This window comes from Nocardioides sp. (genome assembly GCF_035481145.1).
Taxonomy (GTDB): Bacteria; Actinomycetota; Actinomycetes; order Propionibacteriales; family Nocardioidaceae; genus Nocardioides.
On sequence record NZ_DATIHB010000136.1, the window covers coordinates 1 to 19,703 of the forward strand.

At 69.9% G+C, this 19,703-nt stretch carries 21 protein-coding genes; 9 read left to right on the forward strand and 12 right to left on the reverse strand.

Annotated features, from left to right (window positions below; all coding sequences use genetic code 11):
* Window positions 1-29: 29 nt before the first annotated feature.
* A complete protein-coding gene (gene meaB, locus VLF38_RS11010; RefSeq protein WP_325271305.1) occupies window positions 30-1,037 on the reverse strand; it encodes a methylmalonyl Co-A mutase-associated GTPase MeaB in 1,008 nt (335 codons plus the stop codon).
* Window positions 1,038-1,147: 110 nt separating this feature from the next.
* Between meaB and VLF38_RS11015 the strand changes: the two genes are divergently transcribed.
* Window positions 1,148-1,624: a VOC family protein gene (locus VLF38_RS11015; protein ID WP_325271306.1), complete on the forward strand. Its 477-nt coding sequence runs from the start codon at window positions 1,148-1,150 to the stop codon at window positions 1,622-1,624.
* A gap of 218 nt (window positions 1,625-1,842) precedes the next feature.
* Window positions 1,843-2,046, forward strand: coding sequence for a cold-shock protein (locus VLF38_RS11020; RefSeq protein ID WP_325271307.1), 204 nt, complete (start codon window positions 1,843-1,845; stop codon window positions 2,044-2,046).
* 110 nt (window positions 2,047-2,156) lie between these two features.
* On the opposite strand, the gene VLF38_RS11025 is transcribed toward VLF38_RS11020, so the two are convergent.
* From VLF38_RS11025 to VLF38_RS11040, 4 genes are all read right to left on the reverse strand, one after another.
* Window positions 2,157-2,639 (reverse strand): phage tail protein, encoded by a 483-nt coding sequence (locus VLF38_RS11025; RefSeq protein WP_325271308.1) that lies wholly within the window; start codon window positions 2,637-2,639, stop codon window positions 2,157-2,159.
* Between the two features lie 25 nt (window positions 2,640-2,664).
* Entirely contained in the window at window positions 2,665-3,045 is a 381-nt protein-coding gene (locus tag VLF38_RS11030) for a limonene-1,2-epoxide hydrolase family protein (protein ID WP_325271309.1), read from the reverse strand.
* A gap of 188 nt (window positions 3,046-3,233) precedes the next feature.
* Window positions 3,234-5,390: a methylmalonyl-CoA mutase gene (scpA, locus tag VLF38_RS11035; protein WP_325271310.1), complete on the reverse strand. Its 2,157-nt coding sequence runs from the start codon at window positions 5,388-5,390 to the stop codon at window positions 3,234-3,236.
* A complete protein-coding gene (locus tag VLF38_RS11040; protein WP_325271311.1) occupies window positions 5,387-7,114 on the reverse strand; it encodes a methylmalonyl-CoA mutase subunit beta in 1,728 nt (575 codons plus the stop codon). The genes scpA and VLF38_RS11040 overlap by 4 nt, the downstream gene beginning before the upstream one ends.
* Window positions 7,115-7,198: 84 nt before the next feature.
* Between VLF38_RS11040 and VLF38_RS11045 the strand changes: the two genes are divergently transcribed.
* The 6 genes from VLF38_RS11045 (at window position 7,199) to VLF38_RS11070 (ending at window position 12,707) form a co-directional block, all read left to right on the forward strand.
* A complete protein-coding gene (locus VLF38_RS11045; RefSeq protein WP_325271312.1) occupies window positions 7,199-7,603 on the forward strand; it encodes a hypothetical protein in 405 nt (134 codons plus the stop codon).
* A 75-nt stretch (window positions 7,604-7,678) separates the two neighbouring features.
* Window positions 7,679-7,954, forward strand: coding sequence for a hypothetical protein (locus VLF38_RS11050; protein ID WP_325271313.1), 276 nt, complete (start codon window positions 7,679-7,681; stop codon window positions 7,952-7,954).
* A gap of 74 nt (window positions 7,955-8,028) precedes the next feature.
* Window positions 8,029-9,123 carry a glycosyltransferase gene (locus tag VLF38_RS11055; RefSeq protein ID WP_325271314.1) on the forward strand — a complete coding sequence of 365 codons (1,095 nt, stop codon included), beginning with the start codon at window positions 8,029-8,031 and terminating at the stop codon, window positions 9,121-9,123.
* A gap of 70 nt (window positions 9,124-9,193) precedes the next feature.
* Window positions 9,194-9,892, forward strand: a complete 699-nt coding sequence (locus VLF38_RS11060) for a succinate dehydrogenase cytochrome b subunit (protein WP_325271315.1) — start codon at window positions 9,194-9,196, stop codon at window positions 9,890-9,892.
* Window positions 9,893-9,906: 14 nt separating this feature from the next.
* A complete protein-coding gene (locus VLF38_RS11065; RefSeq protein ID WP_325271316.1) occupies window positions 9,907-11,955 on the forward strand; it encodes a fumarate reductase/succinate dehydrogenase flavoprotein subunit in 2,049 nt (682 codons plus the stop codon).
* Window positions 11,956-11,963: 8 nt separating this feature from the next.
* Window positions 11,964-12,707, forward strand: a complete 744-nt coding sequence (locus tag VLF38_RS11070) for a succinate dehydrogenase/fumarate reductase iron-sulfur subunit (RefSeq protein WP_325271317.1) — start codon at window positions 11,964-11,966, stop codon at window positions 12,705-12,707.
* Window positions 12,708-12,886: 179 nt separating this feature from the next.
* On the opposite strand, the gene VLF38_RS11075 is transcribed toward VLF38_RS11070, so the two are convergent.
* From VLF38_RS11075 to VLF38_RS11105, 7 genes are all read right to left on the reverse strand, one after another.
* The gene (locus tag VLF38_RS11075; protein ID WP_325271318.1) at window positions 12,887-13,111 is read right to left on the reverse strand and encodes an SCO4848 family membrane protein; all 225 of its coding nucleotides are present in this window, start codon (window positions 13,109-13,111) and stop codon (window positions 12,887-12,889) included.
* A gap of 25 nt (window positions 13,112-13,136) precedes the next feature.
* Window positions 13,137-14,225, reverse strand: a complete 1,089-nt coding sequence (locus VLF38_RS11080) for a YihY/virulence factor BrkB family protein (protein WP_325271319.1) — start codon at window positions 14,223-14,225, stop codon at window positions 13,137-13,139.
* 1 nt (window position 14,226) lies between these two features.
* Entirely contained in the window at window positions 14,227-14,769 is a 543-nt protein-coding gene (locus VLF38_RS11085; RefSeq protein ID WP_325271320.1) for a 2'-5' RNA ligase family protein, read from the reverse strand.
* A 10-nt stretch (window positions 14,770-14,779) separates the two neighbouring features.
* Window positions 14,780-15,826, reverse strand: coding sequence for a tryptophan--tRNA ligase (gene trpS, locus VLF38_RS11090; protein WP_414689390.1), 1,047 nt, complete (start codon window positions 15,824-15,826; stop codon window positions 14,780-14,782).
* A 15-nt stretch (window positions 15,827-15,841) separates the two neighbouring features.
* Window positions 15,842-17,080, reverse strand: coding sequence for an MFS transporter (locus VLF38_RS11095; RefSeq protein WP_325271322.1), 1,239 nt, complete (start codon window positions 17,078-17,080; stop codon window positions 15,842-15,844).
* 75 nt (window positions 17,081-17,155) lie between these two features.
* Window positions 17,156-17,830, reverse strand: a complete 675-nt coding sequence (locus tag VLF38_RS11100; RefSeq protein ID WP_325271323.1) for a DNA alkylation repair protein — start codon at window positions 17,828-17,830, stop codon at window positions 17,156-17,158.
* Window positions 17,831-17,832: 2 nt separating this feature from the next.
* On the reverse strand, window positions 17,833-18,582 hold the full coding sequence (locus VLF38_RS11105; protein WP_325271324.1) for a DUF6498-containing protein: 750 nt from the start codon (window positions 18,580-18,582) through the stop codon (window positions 17,833-17,835).
* Between the two features lie 151 nt (window positions 18,583-18,733).
* Here VLF38_RS11105 and VLF38_RS11110 point away from each other — a divergent pair, with 151 nt between their 5' ends.
* The gene (locus VLF38_RS11110) at window positions 18,734-19,654 is read left to right on the forward strand and encodes a hypothetical protein (protein ID WP_325271325.1); all 921 of its coding nucleotides are present in this window, start codon (window positions 18,734-18,736) and stop codon (window positions 19,652-19,654) included.
* The last annotated feature ends 49 nt before the right edge of the window (window positions 19,655-19,703 follow it).

Below are 19,703 nucleotides of genomic sequence, written 5' to 3' on the forward strand. Positions count from 1 at the left end.
ATTCCGGCCGCCGACTGCCCACGCGCGCGTCAGTTGTCGGCTGCGTCCGTGTGGGCGGCACCCTTGTCATAGGCAGCGAGGATGCGGTCGGCTGCCTCGGGGGCGTTGATCGTGCCCTCCTTCACCATGCGGCTGACCTCCTCGCGCTCGGCCTTCACGTGTGGGCTGTGGCGCAGCCGCTGCTCGAGCTCGTCGCGCACGAGGGCCCAGGTGAAGTCGAGCTGCTGGTCCGCGCGCTTCACCGCGAGGCCGTCGGCGCCGAGCTTTGCCTGGTGCTTCTCGATCTCGCCCCAGACGACGTCCAGGCCCTTGTCGTGGAGGCCGGAGTAGGTGACGACCGGCGGCGCACCTGCGCTCCCCCGGACCAGGCGGAGCGCGCCCCCGAGCTCACGGGCAGCGGCCTTCGCGGCGATCTCCTGCTCGCCGTCGTCGGCCTTGTTGACGCCGATGACGTCGGCGATCTCGAGGATGCCCTTCTTGATGCCCTGCAACTGGTCACCGGTGCGGGCGATGGTGAGGAAGAGGAAGGTGTCGACCATGCCGGCCACGGTCACCTCGGACTGGCCCACGCCGACGGTCTCGACCAGCACCACGTCGTAGCCGGCCGCCTCGACGATGGTCATCGCCTGCGCGGTGGTGCGCGCGACGCCGCCGAGCGTTCCCTCCGAGGGCGACGGACGGATGTAGGCGTTGGGGTCGACGCTGAGCCGCATCATCCGGGTCTTGTCGCCGAGGACCGAGCCGCCGGTGCGGACCGAGCTCGGATCGACGGCGAGGACGGCGACCTTGTGGCCCTGCGCGGTGAGGTGCGTGCCGAGCGCCTCGATCGTCGTGGACTTGCCGACGCCCGGAACGCCCGAGATGCCGACGCGGATCGCCTTGCCCGCATGCGGCGTGAGCTGCGCGAGGAGCTCGCGAGCCATGACTCGATGGGCGGGCTTCCGCGACTCGACGAGGGTGATCGCCCGGCTGACCTGCGCCCGCTGACCTGCGAGTACGCCGTCGACGAGCTGTTGCACCTTCTCCGCGTCGTTCACGGCCGCAACGTTAGTCGACGTCCGACACGGCGCTGGCCGGTGTGCGAAGAGCGGAGCATGATGGAGAGCGGACTGCCCGCCGGTCACGACGGGCGTGGAAGGAGCTCCCGATGCCCCGGTTCTACACCTGCCTCTGGTTCCGCAACAACGAGGCGGAGGAGGCAGCCGCCTTCTACTGCTCGCTGCTGCCTGACAGTCATGTCGACAAGGTCTGGCGCTCCCCTGCCGACACCCCGGCGGGTCCCGCCGGGATGGTGCTCACCGTCGACTTCACCCTGCTGGGGCAGCCTGTCCAGGGGCTCAACGGCGGACCGGAGTTCACCTTCAACGAGGCGGTCTCGTTCGTCGTCGAATGTGACGACCAGGCCGAGGTCGACCGGCTCTGGTCAGCGTTGACCGACGGCGGCGAGCCGGGTCCGTGCGGATGGCTCAAGGACCGCTACGGCCTCTCCTGGCAGATCGCGCCGACGCGGCTGGTGGAGCTGCTCGACGACCCTGACAGCGGGCGGGCGCAGCGGGCCATGGAAGCGATGCTGACCATGGGCAAGATCGACATCGAAGCCCTCGAGCGCGCCGCCGACGGCTGAGCGCGGCCCTCCGTCGTACGTCGGCTGGGCAATCCTTGCGCGATGCCCTACCGTGGTGGGTGTTGAAGGGATGGCCCTGCAAAGCCGTCCTGGCCGCTCACGATGTGCGGCTTGTATCTCGTACTCCTGGTTTTCGGTTCGCTGGACATCAGCACAGGTGGATGTCTTCAGCGGTCCGGGGCACGTTGCCCCGGCACGAAAAACAAAGGAAACAGATCATGGCTCAGGGCACCGTCAAGTGGTTCAACGCTGACAAGGGCTTCGGCTTCATCGCGCAGGACGGTGGCGGCGAGGACGTGTTCGTGCACTTCTCCGCCATCCAGACCAACGGCTTCAAGTCGCTCGACGAGAACCAGAAGGTCGAGTTCGACCTCGCCGCCGGCCCCAAGGGTCCGCAGGCCGAGAACGTTCGCCCGCTCTGATTGCGGGGAAAGCCCCCGACCGCTTCGGCGGTCGGGGGCTTTCGTCATTTCCGGCAGCGTCGATCTGGTGCGCGCAGCACGCAATCATTGCGTGCTGCGCGCACCAGACGTCAGTAGTCGCCCTTGATCACGAAGAACGAGCCACGGATCTCGCCGGCCAGCTTCGACTTCTGACGGGCGAACTTGAAGCCCGCGGCGGCGAGCTCGTCGGGGACCTCCATGCCCTGCGCGAGCTTGAAGCCGACGGCCCGCTTGCCACCGTCGGCGACGGTCCAGAGCACGTTGACGACGAGCCCGGACCGGAAGTAGAACTCGGGCCACCGGATCGTGCCGGCCTTCTCGTCCTCGACCTCGATGTCCGCAACCTCGAGGAGCGGCGAGGCGAACTCGAGCCCCCGCTCCTCGCGCAGGATGCGCTCGAGCCAGGCGACCAGCTCGGGCTTCTCGGCGGCGGGCACGGTGGAGTAGGCGACCTTGTACTTGTTGGCGAAGTAGCGTGCTTCGTTCGCGCGCAGGCCGGCGAGGGCTTCGGCGACGGGCGACGACTCCAGGCCCGCGGTGGAGACGTTGACGAAGTCGATGACGTGGCTCATGGGAGCTTCCTCGATCTGTTGCGGGTCAGCGGCGGAGGAAGCCGCCGAGGACCTCGCCCATCCGGTAGCGGTCGTCCCAGCGGGTGACCTTGCCGTCACGCACGGTGAAGGTGCCGCTGACGAAGAACGTCGAGCTGACCGGGCCCCAGGCGAGCGTGTCCTTGCGGTCGAAGCGCACCGTGCCGTCGCCGTTGTCGGTGAAGTCGTAGTCCTTCGCCGAGAACTCCATCCGCACCTTCGGCAGGGCGGCGAGGATCCGGCGTACCCCCTTGCCGCGGACCGTCGGAAGCCCGGTGTTGAGCCAGGCGACGTCGTCGGCGAGGAGGGTCTGGGCGGTCGGGACGTCGCCGTCGGTCAGGGCTGCGAAGAGCGCCTTCACGACGTGGATGTTCTCGGTGTGGGGCATGGCCAGATCCTAGGAGCGGCGCGCCGTACCCGGCGGGAGGCTCCGCGGGCCGGAACAGCCGCGGTCCGCGCGAGAGATGACGCCTTGCGTCAAGCCGACTCGGCATGTGCGCGCGGGGCCGGCGCGGCGTTGACGCCGACGGGCGGCCACCCGCGAGGGTGACCGCCCGTCGTACGACGTCGTGCGACTCAGTGGCCGAGCTGCTCCGAGAGCTGCTTCAGGATGTCGAGGGCCGACTCCGCGATGACCGTGCCGGGGAGGAAGACCGCGGCAGCGCCCATCTCCTTCAGCGTGGGGACGTCGTCGGGCGGGATGACGCCACCGATGACGACCATGATGTCGTCACGGCCCTGGTCCTTCAGCGCCTGCTTGAGGGCGGGCAGGAGGGTCAGGTGGCCGGCGGCGAGCGACGAGACACCGACCAGGTGGACGTCGGCGTCGACCGCCTGCTGGGCGACCTCCTCCGGGGTGGAGAAGAGCGGGCCGACGTCGACGTTGAAGCCGAGGTCGGCGAAGGCCGAGACGACGACCTTCTGGCCGCGGTCGTGGCCGTCCTGGCCCATCTTGGCGACGAGGATGCGGGGGCGACGGCCCTCGTCCTCCTCGAACTTCTCGGTTGCCTTCAGCACCGCAGCCGCGGCGTCGTCGTTGCCGACCTCGTTCTTGTACACGCCGGAGATCGTACGGATGACGGCCTGGTGACGGCCGTAGACCTTCTCCACCGCGTCGGAGATCTCACCGACGGTCGCCTTCGCGCGGGCCGCGTCGACAGCGAGCTTGAGGAGGTTGCCGTCGAGGTCCGTGGTGGAACCGGCCGCAGCGGCGTTGGTGAGCGCCTCCAGCGAGCGGCGTACGTCGTCGTCGTTGCGCTCGGCACGCAGGCGCTCGAGCTTCGCGACCTGGGCGGCGTAGACCGCGGCGTTGTCGACCTTGAGGACGTCGAGCTTGTCCTCCTGCGGCAGGCGGAAGGTGTTGACGCCGATGACCTTCTGCTGGCCCGAGTCGATGCGTGCCTGGGTACGGGCGGCCGCCTCCTCGATGCGCATCTTCGGGATGCCCTGCTCGATCGCCTTCGCCATGCCGCCGGCCGCCTCGGCCTCCTGGATGTGCTTCCAGGCGCGCTCGGCGAGGTCGTGGGTCAGCTTCTCGACGTAGTAGGAGCCGGCCCACGGGTCGATGATCTCGGTGGTGCCCGACTCCTGCTGCAGCAGCAGCTGGGTGTTGCGCGCGATGCGGGCCGAGAAGTCGGTCGGCAGCGCGATCGCCTCGTCGAGGGCGTTGGTGTGCAGCGACTGGGTGTGGCCCTGGGTCGAGGCCATCGCCTCGATAGCCGTGCGGCCGACGTTGTTGAAGACGTCCTGCGCAGTGAGCGACCAGCCGGAGGTCTGCGAGTGGGTGCGCAGCGACAGCGACTTCGGGTTCTGCGGGTTGAACTCCCGCACGAGACGCGACCAGAGCGCACGCGCGGCGCGCATCTTCGCGATCTCCATGTAGAAGTTCATGCCGATCGCCCAGAAGAACGACAGGCGCGGCGCGAAGGAGTCGATGTCCATGCCGGCCGCGAGGCCCGCGCGGATGTACTCGACACCGTCGGCCAGCGTGTAGGCGAGCTCGAGGTCGTTCGTCGCCCCAGCCTCCTGCATGTGGTAGCCGGAGATCGAGATCGAGTTGAAGCGCGGCATCTTCTGCGAGGTGAACGCGAAGATGTCGGAGATGATCCGCATCGACCCGGCCGGCGGGTAGATGTAGGTGTTGCGGACCATGAACTCCTTGAGGATGTCGTTCTGGATCGTGCCCGCGAGCTGCTCGGGCTTCACGCCCTGCTCCTCCGCGGCCGCGATGTAGAGCGCCAGGACCGGGAGCACCGCGCCGTTCATCGTCATCGAGACCGACATCGTGTCGAGCGGGATGCCGTCGAAGAGCGTGCGGGTGTCGTAGATCGAGTCGATCGCGACGCCGGCCATGCCGACGTCACCGCGCACGCGCGGGTGGTCGGAGTCGTAGCCACGGTGGGTCGCGAGGTCGAAGGCGACCGAGAGGCCCTTCTGACCGGCGGCCAGGTTGCGGCGGTAGAACGCGTTGGACTCCTCGGCGGTCGAGAAGCCGGCGTACTGACGGATCGTCCACGGCTGGGTGGTGTACATCGTCGGGTACGGACCACGCAGGAACGGCGAGAGGCCAGGCCAGGTGTCGAGTGCGTCGAGGCCCTCGAGGTGCTCGGGGCCGTAGACCGGGAGGACCGGGATGCCCTCGGGCGACTGCCATGCCTCGGCACCGAAGTCGGGGCCAGGTGCCGGCTGGCCGCCCTCGAGGGGCAGTCCGGCGAAGCTGGACGGAATGCTCATGCGAGTGCCTCCCGCGTGCGGTTGAGGAACGCGAGGGCGTCGAGGCCCATCGCAGCGGAGTCGTTGACGTCGAGGTCACCGGGCTTGCCCGCGACGATGACGTACGCCGCGCCGGCGTCGCGCAGGGCGGCGATGGCGTCGGCACCCCACTCGGCGTAGGCCTTGTCGGTGCCGGCGAGGGCGACGACCTTCTGGCCGGCGTACTTCGCGGCCAGGTCAGCAGCGTCGGCGGTGGGGCCTGCGGCCTCGACCGCGATGCCGCCGGCGGCGAGCAGGTTGGTGATGAAGGTGGCACGAGCCGTGTGCTGGGCGACCGGGCCGAGCGTGGCCAGGAAGACCGGCGACGCGGCCGGCTCGTCGCGGAGGGCCTCGAACGAGGCGCCATAGCGTCGGACCGCGTCGGCGGTCGGCGACGGGGTGCGCTCCGGAAGCGTCTCGCCCAGGTTGGGGAACTCCGTGACGCCGGTGAGCGGGCGCTTGCGCTGGGCGATCTGCTTCTCGCGGGTCTCGACCGTGGCGGCGATCTTCGCGGTCAGCACCTCGAGGGCGCCCTGTCCGGCCGTCTCGAGCTCGCCGAAGACGGCCCACGCGACGCGGGCCAGGTCATCGGTGAGCTTCTCGACCGCGTAGGAGCCGCCGGCCGGGTCGGCGACCTTGGCCACGTGCGACTCGTCGATGAGCAGGTGGTTGGTGTTGCGCGCGATGCGGCGCCCGAAGGCGTCCGGGACGCCGAGCGCGGAGTCGAACGGCAGGACCGTGACGGCCTCCGCGCCACCGACACCGGCGGCGAACGACGCGACGGTGGTGCGCAGCATGTTCACGTAGGGGTCGTACTTGGCGAGCATGGGGCGGCTGGTCACACCATGGATGCGAGCCACGCGTGCGTCGGACGAGGCACCGGAGAGCTCGAGCACACGGGCCCAGAGCCGGCGAGCAGCACGGAACTTCGCGATCGTCGGGAACTGCTCGTCGGTCGCGGCGATCCGGAAGTCGATCTGCCCGGCGGCGTCCTCGACGGAGAAGCCCGTCTCGGTGAGCACGCGCAGGTAGGAGACTCCGGCGTACAGCGCGTAGCCGAGCTCCTGCGCGTCGGAGGCACCGAGGTCGTGGGCGGCGGTCGCGTCGACGACGACGCCGCGGACCCCCTTCTCCTGCGCGAGCTTCGCGACCGCAGCGACGTCGGCGACGTCAGCAGAGCCGCCACGGAGCTGTACGGCGAGTGGGTCGGCGCCGAGGTTGGAGTCGGCGTGCAGCCCGGTCAGCACAGCCAGTGCCTCGGCGCCCTCCACGCCACCGTCGACGACGACGGGAGCGATGGAGAGGTCGACGCCCTCGAGCGCGGGCGCCACGTCGGCGGCGGTCAGGCCCGCGCCGAGCTGGATCCAGAGCGAGGTCACGCCGCCGTTGAGGTCGGCCAGGATCGCCTGGTTGACCGCCTTGGCGTCGGGGCCGTCGTACTGCGCACGGATGTCCCACGCGCCCTCACGTGTCGGGCGGCCGGCGGTCACGAGGCCCTCGAGGTCGGCGGGGATGCCGATCGGGGCGACGGAGATACCGTCGAGCGTGGTGCGGGCCAGCTTCGTCCAGACAGCGGCGTCAGCGTCTTCGTCGGTCAGTCGACCCGACTTGCGCAGCACGGCAGCAGTGATCTTCTCCCAATCAGCTGCAGCGTGCCGGTCCTGCTCGGACGCAAGCGCAAGACGGTCCTCAGTGGGGCCAGTCATGCTGCGAACAATAGGCAGCAACCCACCTCACCTGCCACAACGTGTGATGTATTCCTGCCCACTGGTACTGGGTACCCCACCTGCATGAAGGTCAACGACCCCACCGGACACGAATGGCGGATCTCCCGGCGCTGGATCCCCTGGCGGCGCCGGCGCGTCTCCGACGCCGTCGAACCTGAGCCCGAGGGCGCACCGTTCGTGGTGATCCTGCTGGCCGTCGCGGTGCTCTACTTCATCCCGATCGTGCTGCTCGCCGTCATCGTCGCCGCTCCCCTGCTGGTGCTCCTGCTCGCCGTGCCCTGCGCCCTGCTCCTGCGCGTGCCCTTCGACAAGGACTGGATCGTCGAGCTGCGTCGCGGTGCGGATCCCTGGACCGAGGTCACCGCCGGCGGCTGGGACAGCACGAAGCGCCGCATAGACGAGCTAGCCGAGACCGTGCGCCGCGGCGACATCCCGCCACGCACCCTCGGCGCCGATCCGCCTGCGTGAGCCGGTCGCCCGCAGGAGCGTGAAGACTTTTCGTCAGCATGTGACGAAGAGTCTTCACCGTGTCCGACAGACGTCGTGCTGATCATCTCCGTGGTCGCACCCATCGTCTTCTCGCTCCTCTTCCTGCCCCTCGAGCTGATCGCGATCGTCGTCGTGCTCCCCCTGGCGGTCCTCGGCCGGGTGCTTTTCGGCCGGAAGTGGCACGTCGAACTGCGGCGCGACTGGAAGCCCTGGACCGAGGTGAAGGCAGGCGACTGGCGCGCATCGACCATCAAGATCCATGAGCTCGCCGACGCCGTGCGCCGCGGCGAGGTGCCCGCCCGCACGCTCGGTACCCACGTGCCGGCCTGACCGCCCCCGCGGCGTTCACCGGGAGTCCACCCGGTTGGTGCGACGTGGACACCCCGCCACGTCACGCTCGCAGCATGAGGATCGCTCTCTCCGCCGAGGCCTTCTACCCGGCCACCGACGCGGACACCCGCACGGTCAAGGCGTTGATCGACCACCTCGTCGACGCCGGCCACGAGGTGCTGGTGCTCGCCCCCGCGCCCGGCCTCGCCGACTATCGCCGGCAGCGCGTCTCACGGATCAACGTGCGCGAGGGGCGCGGTGGGCAGGTGCGGGCGGCTCTCGCCGGTTTCGGGCCCGACCAGGTCATCGCGGTCTCGCCGGCCAAGGTGGGCCGCAAGGCGCTCAAGCACGCCCGGGCCCTCGGCGTACCCACGCTGGTGGTGCAGGCAGCGCCGGTTGGACCGCTGGACGCAGAGGTGTGGAGCCGCAGCGTCGCGCCGCGCGCCGACCGCGTCGTCGCGACAGCCGCGTGGATGGTCGAGCGGTGTCGCGAGCTCGGGGCTCCTGGCGTGGAGCTCTGGCTTCCCGGTGTCGACATCCGCGCCTTCTCCCCCACGCTCCGTGACGAGCGGCTGCACGACACGTGGGCGCGCGCCCGCTCCAAGGCCGGTCCGCGCGTGGTCGTCGGCCACGCAGGCGCGCTGAAGCGCTCCCTCTCCGTACGCCGTCTGGCCGACGTCGCGCGCGTGCCCGGCGGCCGGCTCGTGGTCATCGGCGAGGGCAGGCAGCAGGCGTGGCTCGCCAGCCAGGTGCCGGACGCAAAGCTCACCGGCCACCTCCCGGAGGCGGAGCTCGCCACGGCCCTCGCGAGCCTGGACGTGCTCGTCCAGCCGTCGGGCGTGGAGACCTGTGGCCACCTGATCCGGGCTGGCATGGCCAGCGGAATCGCGGTCGTCGCGCCCGCGACCGGAGGCGCCGAGCGGATCGTGCGCGACGGCGACACGGGCCTGCTCCACGACCCGCAGTCGCCGGGTGCCCTGCGTCGGGCCGTCGCGACACTCCTCGCGGACGCCGACCTGCGGGAGCGGATCGGACGCGCCGCCCGGGCCGAGGCCGAACGACGGGACTGGGCGACGGCGGTCAGCGCGCTGCTCGCCCCACACCTCGACGGCGACCACTGTGCGTCCGTGAGCCCCGAGAGAGGGCCAGACGAACGAAGGCTTGCCTAAGTTCCCGAACCCAGAAATGTCACATGTCCACGTGTCCCGCGCACCCGCGAGGGGCGGTACGGTGACCCCCGTGGCAACCCTCGTAACTGGCAGCAAGTCGACGCGGTCGACGATTGCGCTCAAGATGCTCATGGCAGTGAGTGGCCTGATCTTCATCGGCTTCCTCGTCGCCCACATGTACGGCAACCTGAAGGTCTTCGCTGGTGAGGAGGCGTTCATCGAGTACGCCCACCACCTCCGGACCATCGGTGAGCCGATGCTCCCGCACGCGGGCCTGCTCTGGGTCCTCCGCGTCGGCCTGATCGCAGCGCTCGTCGTGCACGTCGCCTCGGCGATCGCGCTGACGCGCCGGGCGCACAGTGCGCGGTCGACCAAGTACGTCGTGAAGAAGAACAAGGGCTCCTCGATCTCCTCGCGCACGATGCGCTGGGGCGGTCTCGCGCTCTTCCTCTTCCTCATCTGGCACCTGCTGAACTTCACGATCGGCAAGGTCAACCCGACCGGCGGCTCGACCGACAACGCCTACACCCTCCTCGTCGACACGTTCAGCCCCGAGGTCTGGTACGTCAGCGTCGTCTACTTCCTCGCGCTGATCGCGCTCGGCTTCCACCTGCACCACGGTGTCTGGAGCGCCTGCCAGACGCTGGGCTTCACCAACTCCGCGCGTTCGCGCGCCCGCGCCAAGGACGCCGGCCTCGTGGTCGCGGTCGTCATCGCGGGTGGTTTCGCCCTCGTCCCGCTGTCCGTCCTCGTCGGCATCGTCAAGTAAGGGATTCACTGAGCATGGGTACCCCTGACCCGTCGGGCACCGTCCCGACCAACCAGCCGTCCGTCCAGAAGTCCGACGACGCTGCTGGCTTCTACACGCTCGGCGCCCCCGTCGTCGACGAGAAGGCCCCCACCGGCCCGATCAACACCCGGTGGTCGCGCCGCAAGTTCGAGAACCGCCTGGTCAACCCGGCCAACCGCCGCAAGCTCGACGTGATCATCGTCGGCACGGGCCTTGCCGGTGGCGCTGCCGCCGCGACGCTCGGCGAGGCCGGCTACAACGTGAAGTCCTTCTGCTACCAGGACTCCCCGCGCCGTGCGCACTCGATCGCCGCGCAGGGCGGCATCAACGCCGCGAAGAACTACAAGGAGGACGGCGACTCGGTCGAGCGCCTCTTCTACGACACCGTCAAGGGCGGCGACTACCGCTCGCGCGAGTCGAACGTCTACCGCCTCGCCGAGGTCTCGGCGAACATCATCGACCAGTGCGTCGCGCAGGGCGTCCCCTTCGCCCGCGAGTACGGCGGCCTCCTCGACAACCGCTCCTTCGGTGGTGTCCAGGTCTCCCGCACGTTCTACGCGCGTGGCCAGACGGGTCAGCAGCTGCTGATCGGCGCCTACCAGGCGATGGAGCGCCAGGTCGCGGCCGGCACCGTCACGCAGTACACCCGCCACGAGATGCTCGAGGTGATCATCGCCGACGGCCGCGCCCGCGGCATCGTCACCCGTGACATGGTCACCGGCGCGGTCGAGACGCACCTGGCCGACGTCGTCGTCATCGCCTCCGGCGGCTACGGCAACGTCTTCTTCCTCTCGACCAACGCGATGGGCTCCAACGTCACCGCCGCGTGGCGTGCGCACCGCAAGGGCGCCTACATGGCGAACCCCTGCTACACGCAGATCCACCCGACCTGCATCCCGGTCACCGGCGACCACCAGTCGAAGCTGACCCTGATGTCGGAGTCCCTCCGCAACGACGGCCGCATCTGGGTCCCCAAGAACGCCGAGGACTGCGACAAGGACCCGCGCGACATCCCGGAGGAGGCGCGCGACTACTACCTCGAGCGCATCTACCCGTCGTTCGGCAACCTGGTCCCCCGCGACATCGCCTCCCGTCAGGCGAAGAACATGTGCGACGAGGGTCGCGGCGTCGGACCCCAGGTCAAGGAGGTCCAGCCGGACGGCACCGAGAAGCTGATGCGCCGCGGTGTCTACCTCGACTTCGCCGACGCCATCGAGCGCATGGGCCAGAAGACCGTCGAGACCAAGTACGGCAACCTCTTCGACATGTACGCCCGGATCACCGGTGAGAACCCGTACGAGACGCCGATGCGCATCTACCCGGCCGTCCACTACGTCATGGGTGGCCTGTGGGTGGACTACCACCTGCAGACCAACATCACCGGCCTCTTCTGCTCGGGCGAGGCCAACTTCTCCGACCACGGCGCCAACCGCCTCGGTGCCTCGGCGCTGATGCAGGGTCTGGCCGACGGCTACTTCGTCCTCCCGAACACCATCCGCGAGTACCTCGCCGACGGTCCGTTCGAGAAGATCGACGAGTCGCACCCGGCCGTCGTCGAGGCCAAGGCCGAGGTCGAGGAGCGGATCGCGAAGTTCCTCTCGATCCAGGGTGAGCGCTCCGCGGACTCGTTCCACAAGCAGCTCGGCCAGATCATGTGGGAGTACTGCGGCATGGAGCGCACCGAGGAGGGCCTGAAGACGGCTATCGGCCTGATCCGTGACCTCAAGGCGGAGTTCTGGACCAACCTCAAGGTCCTCGGCACGGCCGACTCCCTCAACCAGAGCCTCGAGAAGGCCGGTCGCACGATCGACTTCATCGAGCTCGGCGAGCTCATGTGCATCGACGCGCTCAACCGTCGCGAGTCGTGCGGTGGCCACTTCCGTGGCGAGTCGCAGACCGAGGACGGCGAGGCGCTGCGTCACGACGACGAGTTCGCCTACGTCGCCGCGTGGGAGTTCGGTGGCGAGAACGCCAACCCGGTCCTCCACAAGGAAGACCTCATCTACACGGCCATCGAGATGAAGCAGCGGAGCTACAAGTGAGCGGCACCATGAACCTGACCCTGAACATCTGGCGGCAGGCCAACGCGACCGCTTCGGGCGCGATGCACCGCTACGAGCTCGAGGGCGTGTCCGAGGACATGTCGTTCCTCGAGATGCTCGACGTGCTCAACGAGAAGCTCAACGCCGAGGGCGAGGAGCCGGTCGCGTTTGACAGCGACTGTCGTGAGGGCATCTGCGGCATGTGTGGCCTGATGATCAACGGCCAGGCCCACGGCCCGGAGGTCACCACCACCTGCCAGCTGCACATGCGCTCCTTCAAGGACGGCGACGAGATCACGGTCGAGCCGTGGCGCGCGGACCCGTTCCCGGTCGTCAAGGACCTGGTCGTGGACCGCTCGGCGTTCGACCGGATGATCCAGAACGGTGGCTTCATCTCGGCCAACACCGGCTCGGCGCCCGACGCCCACGCCGCCCCGGTCGAGAAGAAGCTCGCCGACCTGGCGTTCGACGTCGCGACCTGCATCGGGTGCGGTGCCTGCGTCGCGGCGTGCCCCAACGGCTCCGCGTCGCTCTTCCTCGGTGCCAAGATCACCCACCTGGGCTCGCTGCCGCAGGGCCAGCCGGAGCGCGACACCCGTGTCGTCTCGATGGTCGGCCAGGCCGACGCCGAGGGCTTCGGTGGCTGCACCAACATCGGTGAGTGCGCCGCAGCGTGCCCGAAGGAGATCCCGCTCGACGTGATCTCGCGGCTCAACAAGGACCTTCGCAGCGCGATGGCCAAGGGTTACTGAGCCACACCCGCAGTACGCCGACGGCGCCGCTCCCCACGTGGGCGCGGCGCCGTCGTCGTTTCGCCGAGGTGGGGCTTGTGGCGCGCCGAGGTGGGAGTTGTGGCGAGCCAGGCCACCACAAGGCCCACCTCGCGTGACCACAACTCCCACCTCGCGTGACCACAAGCCACACGTCGGCGTCAGTCGTCGGAGGCCTTCAGCGCCTTCCAGCCCAGGGCGCCCAGGATTGCGGCGACGACCAGGTTGACGACGATCAGCAGCGAGTGCGCGATCCAGTAGCCGTCGGGGCGGTCCTCGCCTGCGGCGTACGCCTCGGAAAGGTTCTTGATGAACATGCTCCAGGTGATGACCATCCACAGGGCGACGCCGAGCAGCAGGACGGCGTGCTTCTTCTCGAACTTCACGGGGCTCCTTGGGTGAGACGTGGACTCAGTCGTGCGGACGGCCGAGCAGGCGCCACGCGAGGGCACCGAGGGCAGCAGCGCCCAGGGCGCCGACGCCGGCCGCAGCAGCGGGCTTGAGGGGTTCCGAGGACGCACGGTGCCAGGCCTGCGGGACACCGACACCCGCGGCGGCGGGAGCCACCACGACCGGCGCATCGGCGGGGCGCTCCCCCACCGGGTCGACACCGGGCTCCGCGGTGTACGCCCAGGACGCGGCGTACAGAACCAGGCGGCTGAAGTAGTTGATCCAGATGAGCAGGATGAGCGCGATCCCGAAGGCCTGGAAGGCCGGCTGCTGGGCGGTCGACTTGAGCAGGTACGTCGAGGCGAGCTTGAGCACCTCGAAGCCCACGGCCCCGAGCAGCGCCCCGCCCAGCAGTGCCTTGCGCGTCAGCGGGGGCCGCGCGAGGAGGAAGAACATCGCCGCGAAGAGCACGGTGTTGGCCGCGATGCCGAGCAGCGGGGTCACCAGGCGGACCAGCCAGCTCAGCTCCTCGCCGAGGCCGACCAGACGCAGCAACTGCGGAGCGGCTGCACCGGCGACGCCGGAGATCGCCACCGAGAGCAGCAGCACCGTGCCGAGGACAGCGAGGGCCGAGAGGTCGCGGAGCTTGCCGCTGATCCAGCTCGGCCGCTCCGAGCCGGTCTCCTCGAACGCCGTCAGCAACGCCGTGCGCAGGCTGGAGAGCCAGCCCAGGCCCGACCACAGGGCCAGCGGGAGACCGATGGACAGGACGGCCGGCGCCGCCTCCTGGAACGTCGAGAGCTGCAGCGCGGTCTCGTTGTCAGGATCGGTCGTGATCAGCCCCGGCAGGACTGACCTGACCGCATCGACGAGGGTCTGCTCGGCATCGAGGCCCGGGGGCAGGAAGCGGGCGACCAGGCCGACGATCGCGAAGCCCAGACCGAGCAGCGGGAAGACGGCGAGGAACGCCGCCAGCGTCACGCCGGCGGCGTACAGGCTGCCGTCGTGCTTGCCGTAGTGCTCGACCGTGCGGATGGCGTGGTCGAGCACGGGCACGCGCTCGCGCGCCTCACGGACGGGCGTCAGGACGCGGTCCTTGAGCGACGGCACGTCAGGCTCCGGCGCGGACCGGTCCGGGGGCGAGCGGCACCGGCTCGAGGGGGAACGAGCGGTCGATGCGCCAGCCCAGGTCGTCGTCGTGGACGTAGAGGTGGAAGTCGTTGACGATGAAGCTGCCGTCGAAGGTCTCCAGCTCGCGGAAGGCCCGGTCCAGGGCCGCGTCGTCGAGGTGGTGCCCGATCGTCACGTGCGGGTGGTACGGGAACTCGGAGTCTCCCTCGAGCGGGCCACGGCGTACGGCGGCGGCGAGCTGCTCGCACTCGGCGATGCCCTCCACCACGTTGACGAAGACGACAGGCGACACGGGACGGAAGGTACCCGTGCTGCGCAGGTGGATGCGGAACGCCGCGAAGCCGGCGGAGGTGTCGGCCAGGTGCTGCTCGATGGCCGTGACGTCCTCGACCTCGGTCGGCGGCACCAGGGTGATGTGCGTCGGGATCTTCGACGCGGTCAGGTCACCGATCGACGTGCGGTACTCCTGGAGCTCGCTCGCCCAGGGCTCGGGGAGCGCGATCGAGACACCGATGGTGGGCATGGGGCCGACCCTACCGAGCGGACGGTGCGACGAAGCCGACGCGCTCGTAGACGTCGCGCAGCGTTGCGGTCGCCACCGCGTTGGCCCGCTCGGCGCCGAGGGCGAGGACCTTGTCGAGCTGCTCGCGGTCATCGAGCAGCTCCAGCGTGCGGGTGCGGAACGGCGTCACGAAGTCGACCGCCACGTCGGCGAGGTCCTTCTTGAAGTCGCCGTAACCGCGACCGGCGTACTGCGCCTCCAGGTCGGGGATCGAGGTGCCGGACAGGGCGGAGTAGATGGTCAGCAGGTTACTCACGCCGGGCTTCTCCGCCTCGTCGAAGCGGACCTCGGCGCCGGAGTCGGTGACGGCCGAGCGGATCTTCTTCGCAGTCACGCCGGGCTCGTCGAGGACGTCGATCAGCCCGGCGGGCGAGGACGAGGACTTCGACATCTTCTTCGTCGGGTCCTGCAGGTCCATGATCTTCGCCGTGGCTGCCGGGATGTGCGGCTCGGGGACCCGGAAGGTCTTCTTGTACCGCGAGTTGAACCGCTGGGCGAGGTCGCGGGTGAGCTCGAGGTGCTGGCGCTGGTCCTCGCCGACCGGCACATAGTGCGGCCGGTAGAGCAGGATGTCGGCCGCCATCAGCATCGGGTAGGTGAAGAGGCCGACGGACGCCGAGCCCTCGCCGCCCTTGGCCGACTTGTCCTTGAACTGGGTCATCCGGCGGGCCTCACCGAAGCCGGTCAGGCACTCCAGCACCCACCCCAGCTGCGCGGACGCCGGCACGTGGCTCTGCACGAAGACGGCCGAGCGCTCCGGGTCGACGCCGCCCGCGAGGAGCTGGGCCACGGCCCGGTAGGTGCGCTCGCGGAGCTTCTTCGGCTCCTGCTCGACGGTGATCGCGTGCTGGTCGGCGACGAAGAAGAACGCCTCGAACTCGTCCTGCAGCTGCGCCCACTGCCGCACCGCACCCAGGTAGTTGCCGAGGTGGATGGTGTCGGACGTCGGCTGGATCCCCGAGAGGACCCGCGGGCGGGCCGTGGAGCCCGGCGTGGCAGCGGAGGACATGGGCTCCATTGTGTCAGGCCACGATCAGGCGGAGGCGTCCCGGCTGCCGACGTGGACCCTGGCCGAGACCAGCAGGAGGGCCAGGCCGACCAGCGCGAGCGCCAGGCCGACCAACGCAGGCGAGCGGTAGCCCCAGCCGGCAGCGATGACGACGCCACCCAGCCAGGCGCCCAGGGCGTTGGCGGTGTTGAGCGCGGCGTGGTTCATCGCGGCGCCGAGCGTCACGGCGCCCTCCGCGACGTCCATCAGCCGCAGCTGCAGGTTGACCACGAGGACGGAGCCGGTGGCGGTCACGAGCAGGGCCACCGGCCAGAGCAGCCAGCCGTGCGGTGCCGCGAACCAGTAGGCGATCATCACCACGGAGGTCGCCACGGACGCCAGGATCATCGCGCGGAAGACGGACCATCCGGCCAGCTCACCGGCCAGTGGCGTGCCGAGCACCATGCCGAGACCCATCGCCAGCACGAAGAGCGGGACGGTCGCCTCTCCGAGACCGCCCACGACCGTCACGGTCTTGGCGATGTAGGAGTAGACCGCGAAGAGACCGCCGAAGCCGACGGCGCCCACCGCCAGGGTCAGCCAGACCTGCAGATTGCCGAAGAACGCCTTCGCCTCCTCGCGACCGCTCGTCTCCCCCGCTGCCTGGTGCGGCACGAAGGCCAGGACGAGCACCACGGTCAGGAGCGCGAGCACGCCCGCGAGCAGGTACGACGCACGCCAGCCGGCGTTCTGCCCCAGCCACGTGGCGGCCGGCACACCGACCAGGTTGGCGACGCTCAGGCCCAGCATCACGCTCGCGACGGCCCGCCCGCGGCGTTCGGGAGCGACCATGCCGGCGGCCACCAGCGAGGCGACGCCGAAGAAGGCGCCGTGCGGCAGGCCGCCGACGAACCTGGCGGCTGCGAGCACGAGGTAGTCCGGCGCCAGCGCGGAGGCGACGTTCGCCGCGGCGTATGCGGCCATGAGGCCGACCAGCATCGCGCGGCGCGGCAGGCGCGCACCGAAGAACGCCAGGATCGGTACGCCGACCACGACGCCCAGCGCGTACGCCGAGATCACCTGTCCCGCGGCGGGGATGCTGACGTCGACGCCACGGGCGATCTCAGGCAGCACACCCATCGTGAGGAACTCGGTGGTGCCGATGGTGAAGCCGCCCATCGCCAGGGCGAGGAGCGCGAGCGCGGTGCCGCGACGGCCGACCGCCCCGGCGCCCGGGGTCTCCGGGGACGGGGCGGTCGACGTGTTCTCGCTCGTGGCAGTCACGTGGTCTCCAACCGGGCCCACCGGACCGTCATTCCGCCCGCCGGGTCACGATCGCGTCACAGGTGCTTGAGCGCCTCAGAGATGCTTGAGCGCCTCACGCCGGCTCAGCGGACTGAGCCCGGGGTGGGCCTCGACGTAGCCGCGGACCCACGCCGGGTCCCAGCGTGCGAGGTCGCGCAGCGCCCAGCCGATCGCCTTGCGCAGGAAGAACTCACCGTCTCCGACGCTCGGCTCGATCACCTCGGCGAGGAGCTGCCGGTCGGTGCGGTCGCGCCGGCCGAGCTGGGAGATGATCGCGAGCCGGCGCACCCAGAAGTCCTCCTCAACGCTCCAGCCCCGGACCAGGTCTGCGGTCGCGGCGGGATGCAGGTCGTGCAGCTCGCGCACCCGCCCGGCGACGCCGTCGACGTGGTCCCACCAGGCGCCGGTGCGCGCGATGTGCTCGACCCACGGCACGAGCGACCAGTCACCCCGCAGCGGTCGCAATGCGAGCAGCTCGCTGGCGGCGTACCTCTCCTCGCGGTGGGTGGCACCGTTCCAGAGGCCGCGCGACGACGCGAGCAGGGCGTCTCCCTCGCGCACCCCGTGCTCGCGCACCAGCGATCGAGTCAGCCGGCGCACCTCCGGCCCGCGCACGCCGAGGAACGGCATCGCGGACTTCATGTAGGCCTGTTGGCCCTGCGCGATCGCCGGATCCGCGGTCGCGCGGAGCCCAGCCCGGATCGCGCCGGCGAGCCCCGACGTGTCCATGCTCAAGCGACCGGGCCGGCCACGGCAGCCGCCTCCCGCGCCGAGGCAGCCCTGAGCCGGCGCCGGGCCAGGTAGCGGTCGAGTGCGAAGAGAGTGAGGTCGAGCCCCAGCTTGCACGCGACCAGGAGCACGACGAGCAGCACCGGTGCGAAGAGGATCAACACGATCAGCACCACGACGTTGAGCGCGTAGAACGGGTAGAGCACCAGGATCCGCGGGTACGGCGGCCACATGCACTGCCACGGGGTGTAGAGACGTCGCTCCTCCCGCCCGAACCAGTAGACCGTCAGGGTGTAGAGGTGGCTGAGGAAGATGCCGAGACCGGCGAAGATCCAGCTTCCCCACGCCAGGGTCGGCGGCTCGGCGAGCCACGGGACCCCCTCGCTGTCCTCGCCCATCGCGACCGCAGCGTTGACCATCCAGAAGACGAAGAAGCCGAGCCCGGCGGCGATCAGCCCGTAGTGCAGCAGGAAGACCATCGCCGTCTGGACCCGCGCGCGCCGGGCCAGGTGGCGGTCCCGCGTCGCGGTCGCGATGCGGACGACCGCGAAGAGACCGAGGACCACGGTCTCCAGCCAGTAGACGACGAAGACGTCGGCGAAGCTCATCCAGCCGCCCAGCACGCCGACCAGCGGCACGAGGTTGCTGACGACCACCAGGCTGATGTTGAAGAGCCGGGCGAGCGGCGCCGGCAGCCGGGCGCCGAGCTCCGCCAGGGCGTGCAGGCCGAGGATCCGCCAGAGGACATTCACGGCGAGCAGTCTGCCGGGAAACCATGCCCGTGCATTGTTTTCCGGCCTCACGTCACCGTTCGGCGCTGGCAAACAGTGCACCAGTGGCGTTTCCCGTCTCTGGCCTGTGGACGGCCCGGATGACGCAGACGCACGGTGGGGACTCACCGACATGAGCACCTTCACTCCACGCCTGCCCTTCTCCCGCCGTGCGGCTCTCGCCGCCGGCATCCGCGTCGTCGAACTCGAGGGGCCGCGGTTTCGTCGCCTCCACACGGGCGTGTACGTCGAGGCCACCGCCCCCGACTCACCCACGCTGCGTGCCCTCGCCGCCCTCGTCCCCTTCCCCGAAGGCACGGTCGTCAGCCACGCGACGGCTGGCCGGCTCTACGGCGTGCCCCTCCCGCCGCTCGCGGGCGAGCACGTGACCGTCTCCCAACGGGAGGCGCGTCGCATGAGGGGCGACATCGCCTGCCATCTGCGAAGGAGCACCGGCGTCCGCCAGGTGCACGGTGTGCGGACGGTCTCGCCGGAGCAGCTCTTCGTCGACCTTTCCACGCAGCTCTCACTGGTCGACCTCGTCATCGTCGGTGACCACCTCGTGCGCCGGAAGCAGTCGACGCTGGCCCGCCTCCGCACCGCTGCCCTCGCCGCACGAGGGCCCGGCGCCCGACTGGCCCGCACGGCGGCTGCCCTCGTCCGTGAGCGGGTCGACTCGCCAATGGAGACAAAGCTCCGGCTCCTTCTGGTCTTCGCCGGCCTCCCGGAGCCTGTCGTCAACATGACCTGGAGCAGTGACGGTGGGCTGACGTTCCGCAGGTTCGACCTGTGCTGGCCCGGCGTTCGCCTCATCTTCGAGTACGACGGCCGTCACCACGTCGAGGTCGTCGACCAGTGGGAGGCCGACCTCAGCCGTCGCGAGGAGATCGACGACGCCGAGTGGAGGATCGTCGTGGTGACGTCGGACGGGGTCCACAAGCACCCCGACCAGACGGTCGCAAAGGCCCACCGCCTCCTGAGGAAGTACGGCCAGCCCGGTACTCCGCGGCGTACGAGCGATGGCTGGCGGGCGCACTTCCCGGGAAGGAACTGACAACGTGACCGCTGGCAAACCGCGCACAGGCGTGGTTTCCCAGCTTGGA

Coding starts and splice junctions, on each gene's coding strand:
- VLF38_RS11065 (WP_325271316.1), top strand. CDS start 9,907: ATGGGTACCCCTGACCCGTCGGGCACCGTCCCGACCAACCAGCCGTCC.
- VLF38_RS11040 (WP_325271311.1), bottom strand. CDS start 7,114: ATGACTGGCCCCACTGAGGACCGTCTTGCGCTTGCGTCCGAGCAGGAC.
- VLF38_RS11110 (WP_325271325.1), top strand. CDS start 18,734: ATGAGCACCTTCACTCCACGCCTGCCCTTCTCCCGCCGTGCGGCTCTC.
- VLF38_RS11015 (WP_325271306.1), top strand. CDS start 1,148: ATGCCCCGGTTCTACACCTGCCTCTGGTTCCGCAACAACGAGGCGGAG.
- VLF38_RS11085 (WP_325271320.1), bottom strand. CDS start 14,769: ATGCCCACCATCGGTGTCTCGATCGCGCTCCCCGAGCCCTGGGCGAGC.
- VLF38_RS11020 (WP_325271307.1), top strand. CDS start 1,843: ATGGCTCAGGGCACCGTCAAGTGGTTCAACGCTGACAAGGGCTTCGGC.
- VLF38_RS11100 (WP_325271323.1), bottom strand. CDS start 17,830: ATGGACACGTCGGGGCTCGCCGGCGCGATCCGGGCTGGGCTCCGCGCG.
- VLF38_RS11055 (WP_325271314.1), top strand. CDS start 8,029: ATGAGGATCGCTCTCTCCGCCGAGGCCTTCTACCCGGCCACCGACGCG.
- VLF38_RS11025 (WP_325271308.1), bottom strand. CDS start 2,639: ATGAGCCACGTCATCGACTTCGTCAACGTCTCCACCGCGGGCCTGGAG.
- VLF38_RS11045 (WP_325271312.1), top strand. CDS start 7,199: ATGAAGGTCAACGACCCCACCGGACACGAATGGCGGATCTCCCGGCGC.
- VLF38_RS11030 (WP_325271309.1), bottom strand. CDS start 3,045: ATGCCCCACACCGAGAACATCCACGTCGTGAAGGCGCTCTTCGCAGCC.
- scpA (WP_325271310.1), bottom strand. CDS start 5,390: ATGAGCATTCCGTCCAGCTTCGCCGGACTGCCCCTCGAGGGCGGCCAG.
- VLF38_RS11070 (WP_325271317.1), top strand. CDS start 11,964: ATGAACCTGACCCTGAACATCTGGCGGCAGGCCAACGCGACCGCTTCG.
- trpS (WP_414689390.1), bottom strand. CDS start 15,826: ATGGAGCCCATGTCCTCCGCTGCCACGCCGGGCTCCACGGCCCGCCCG.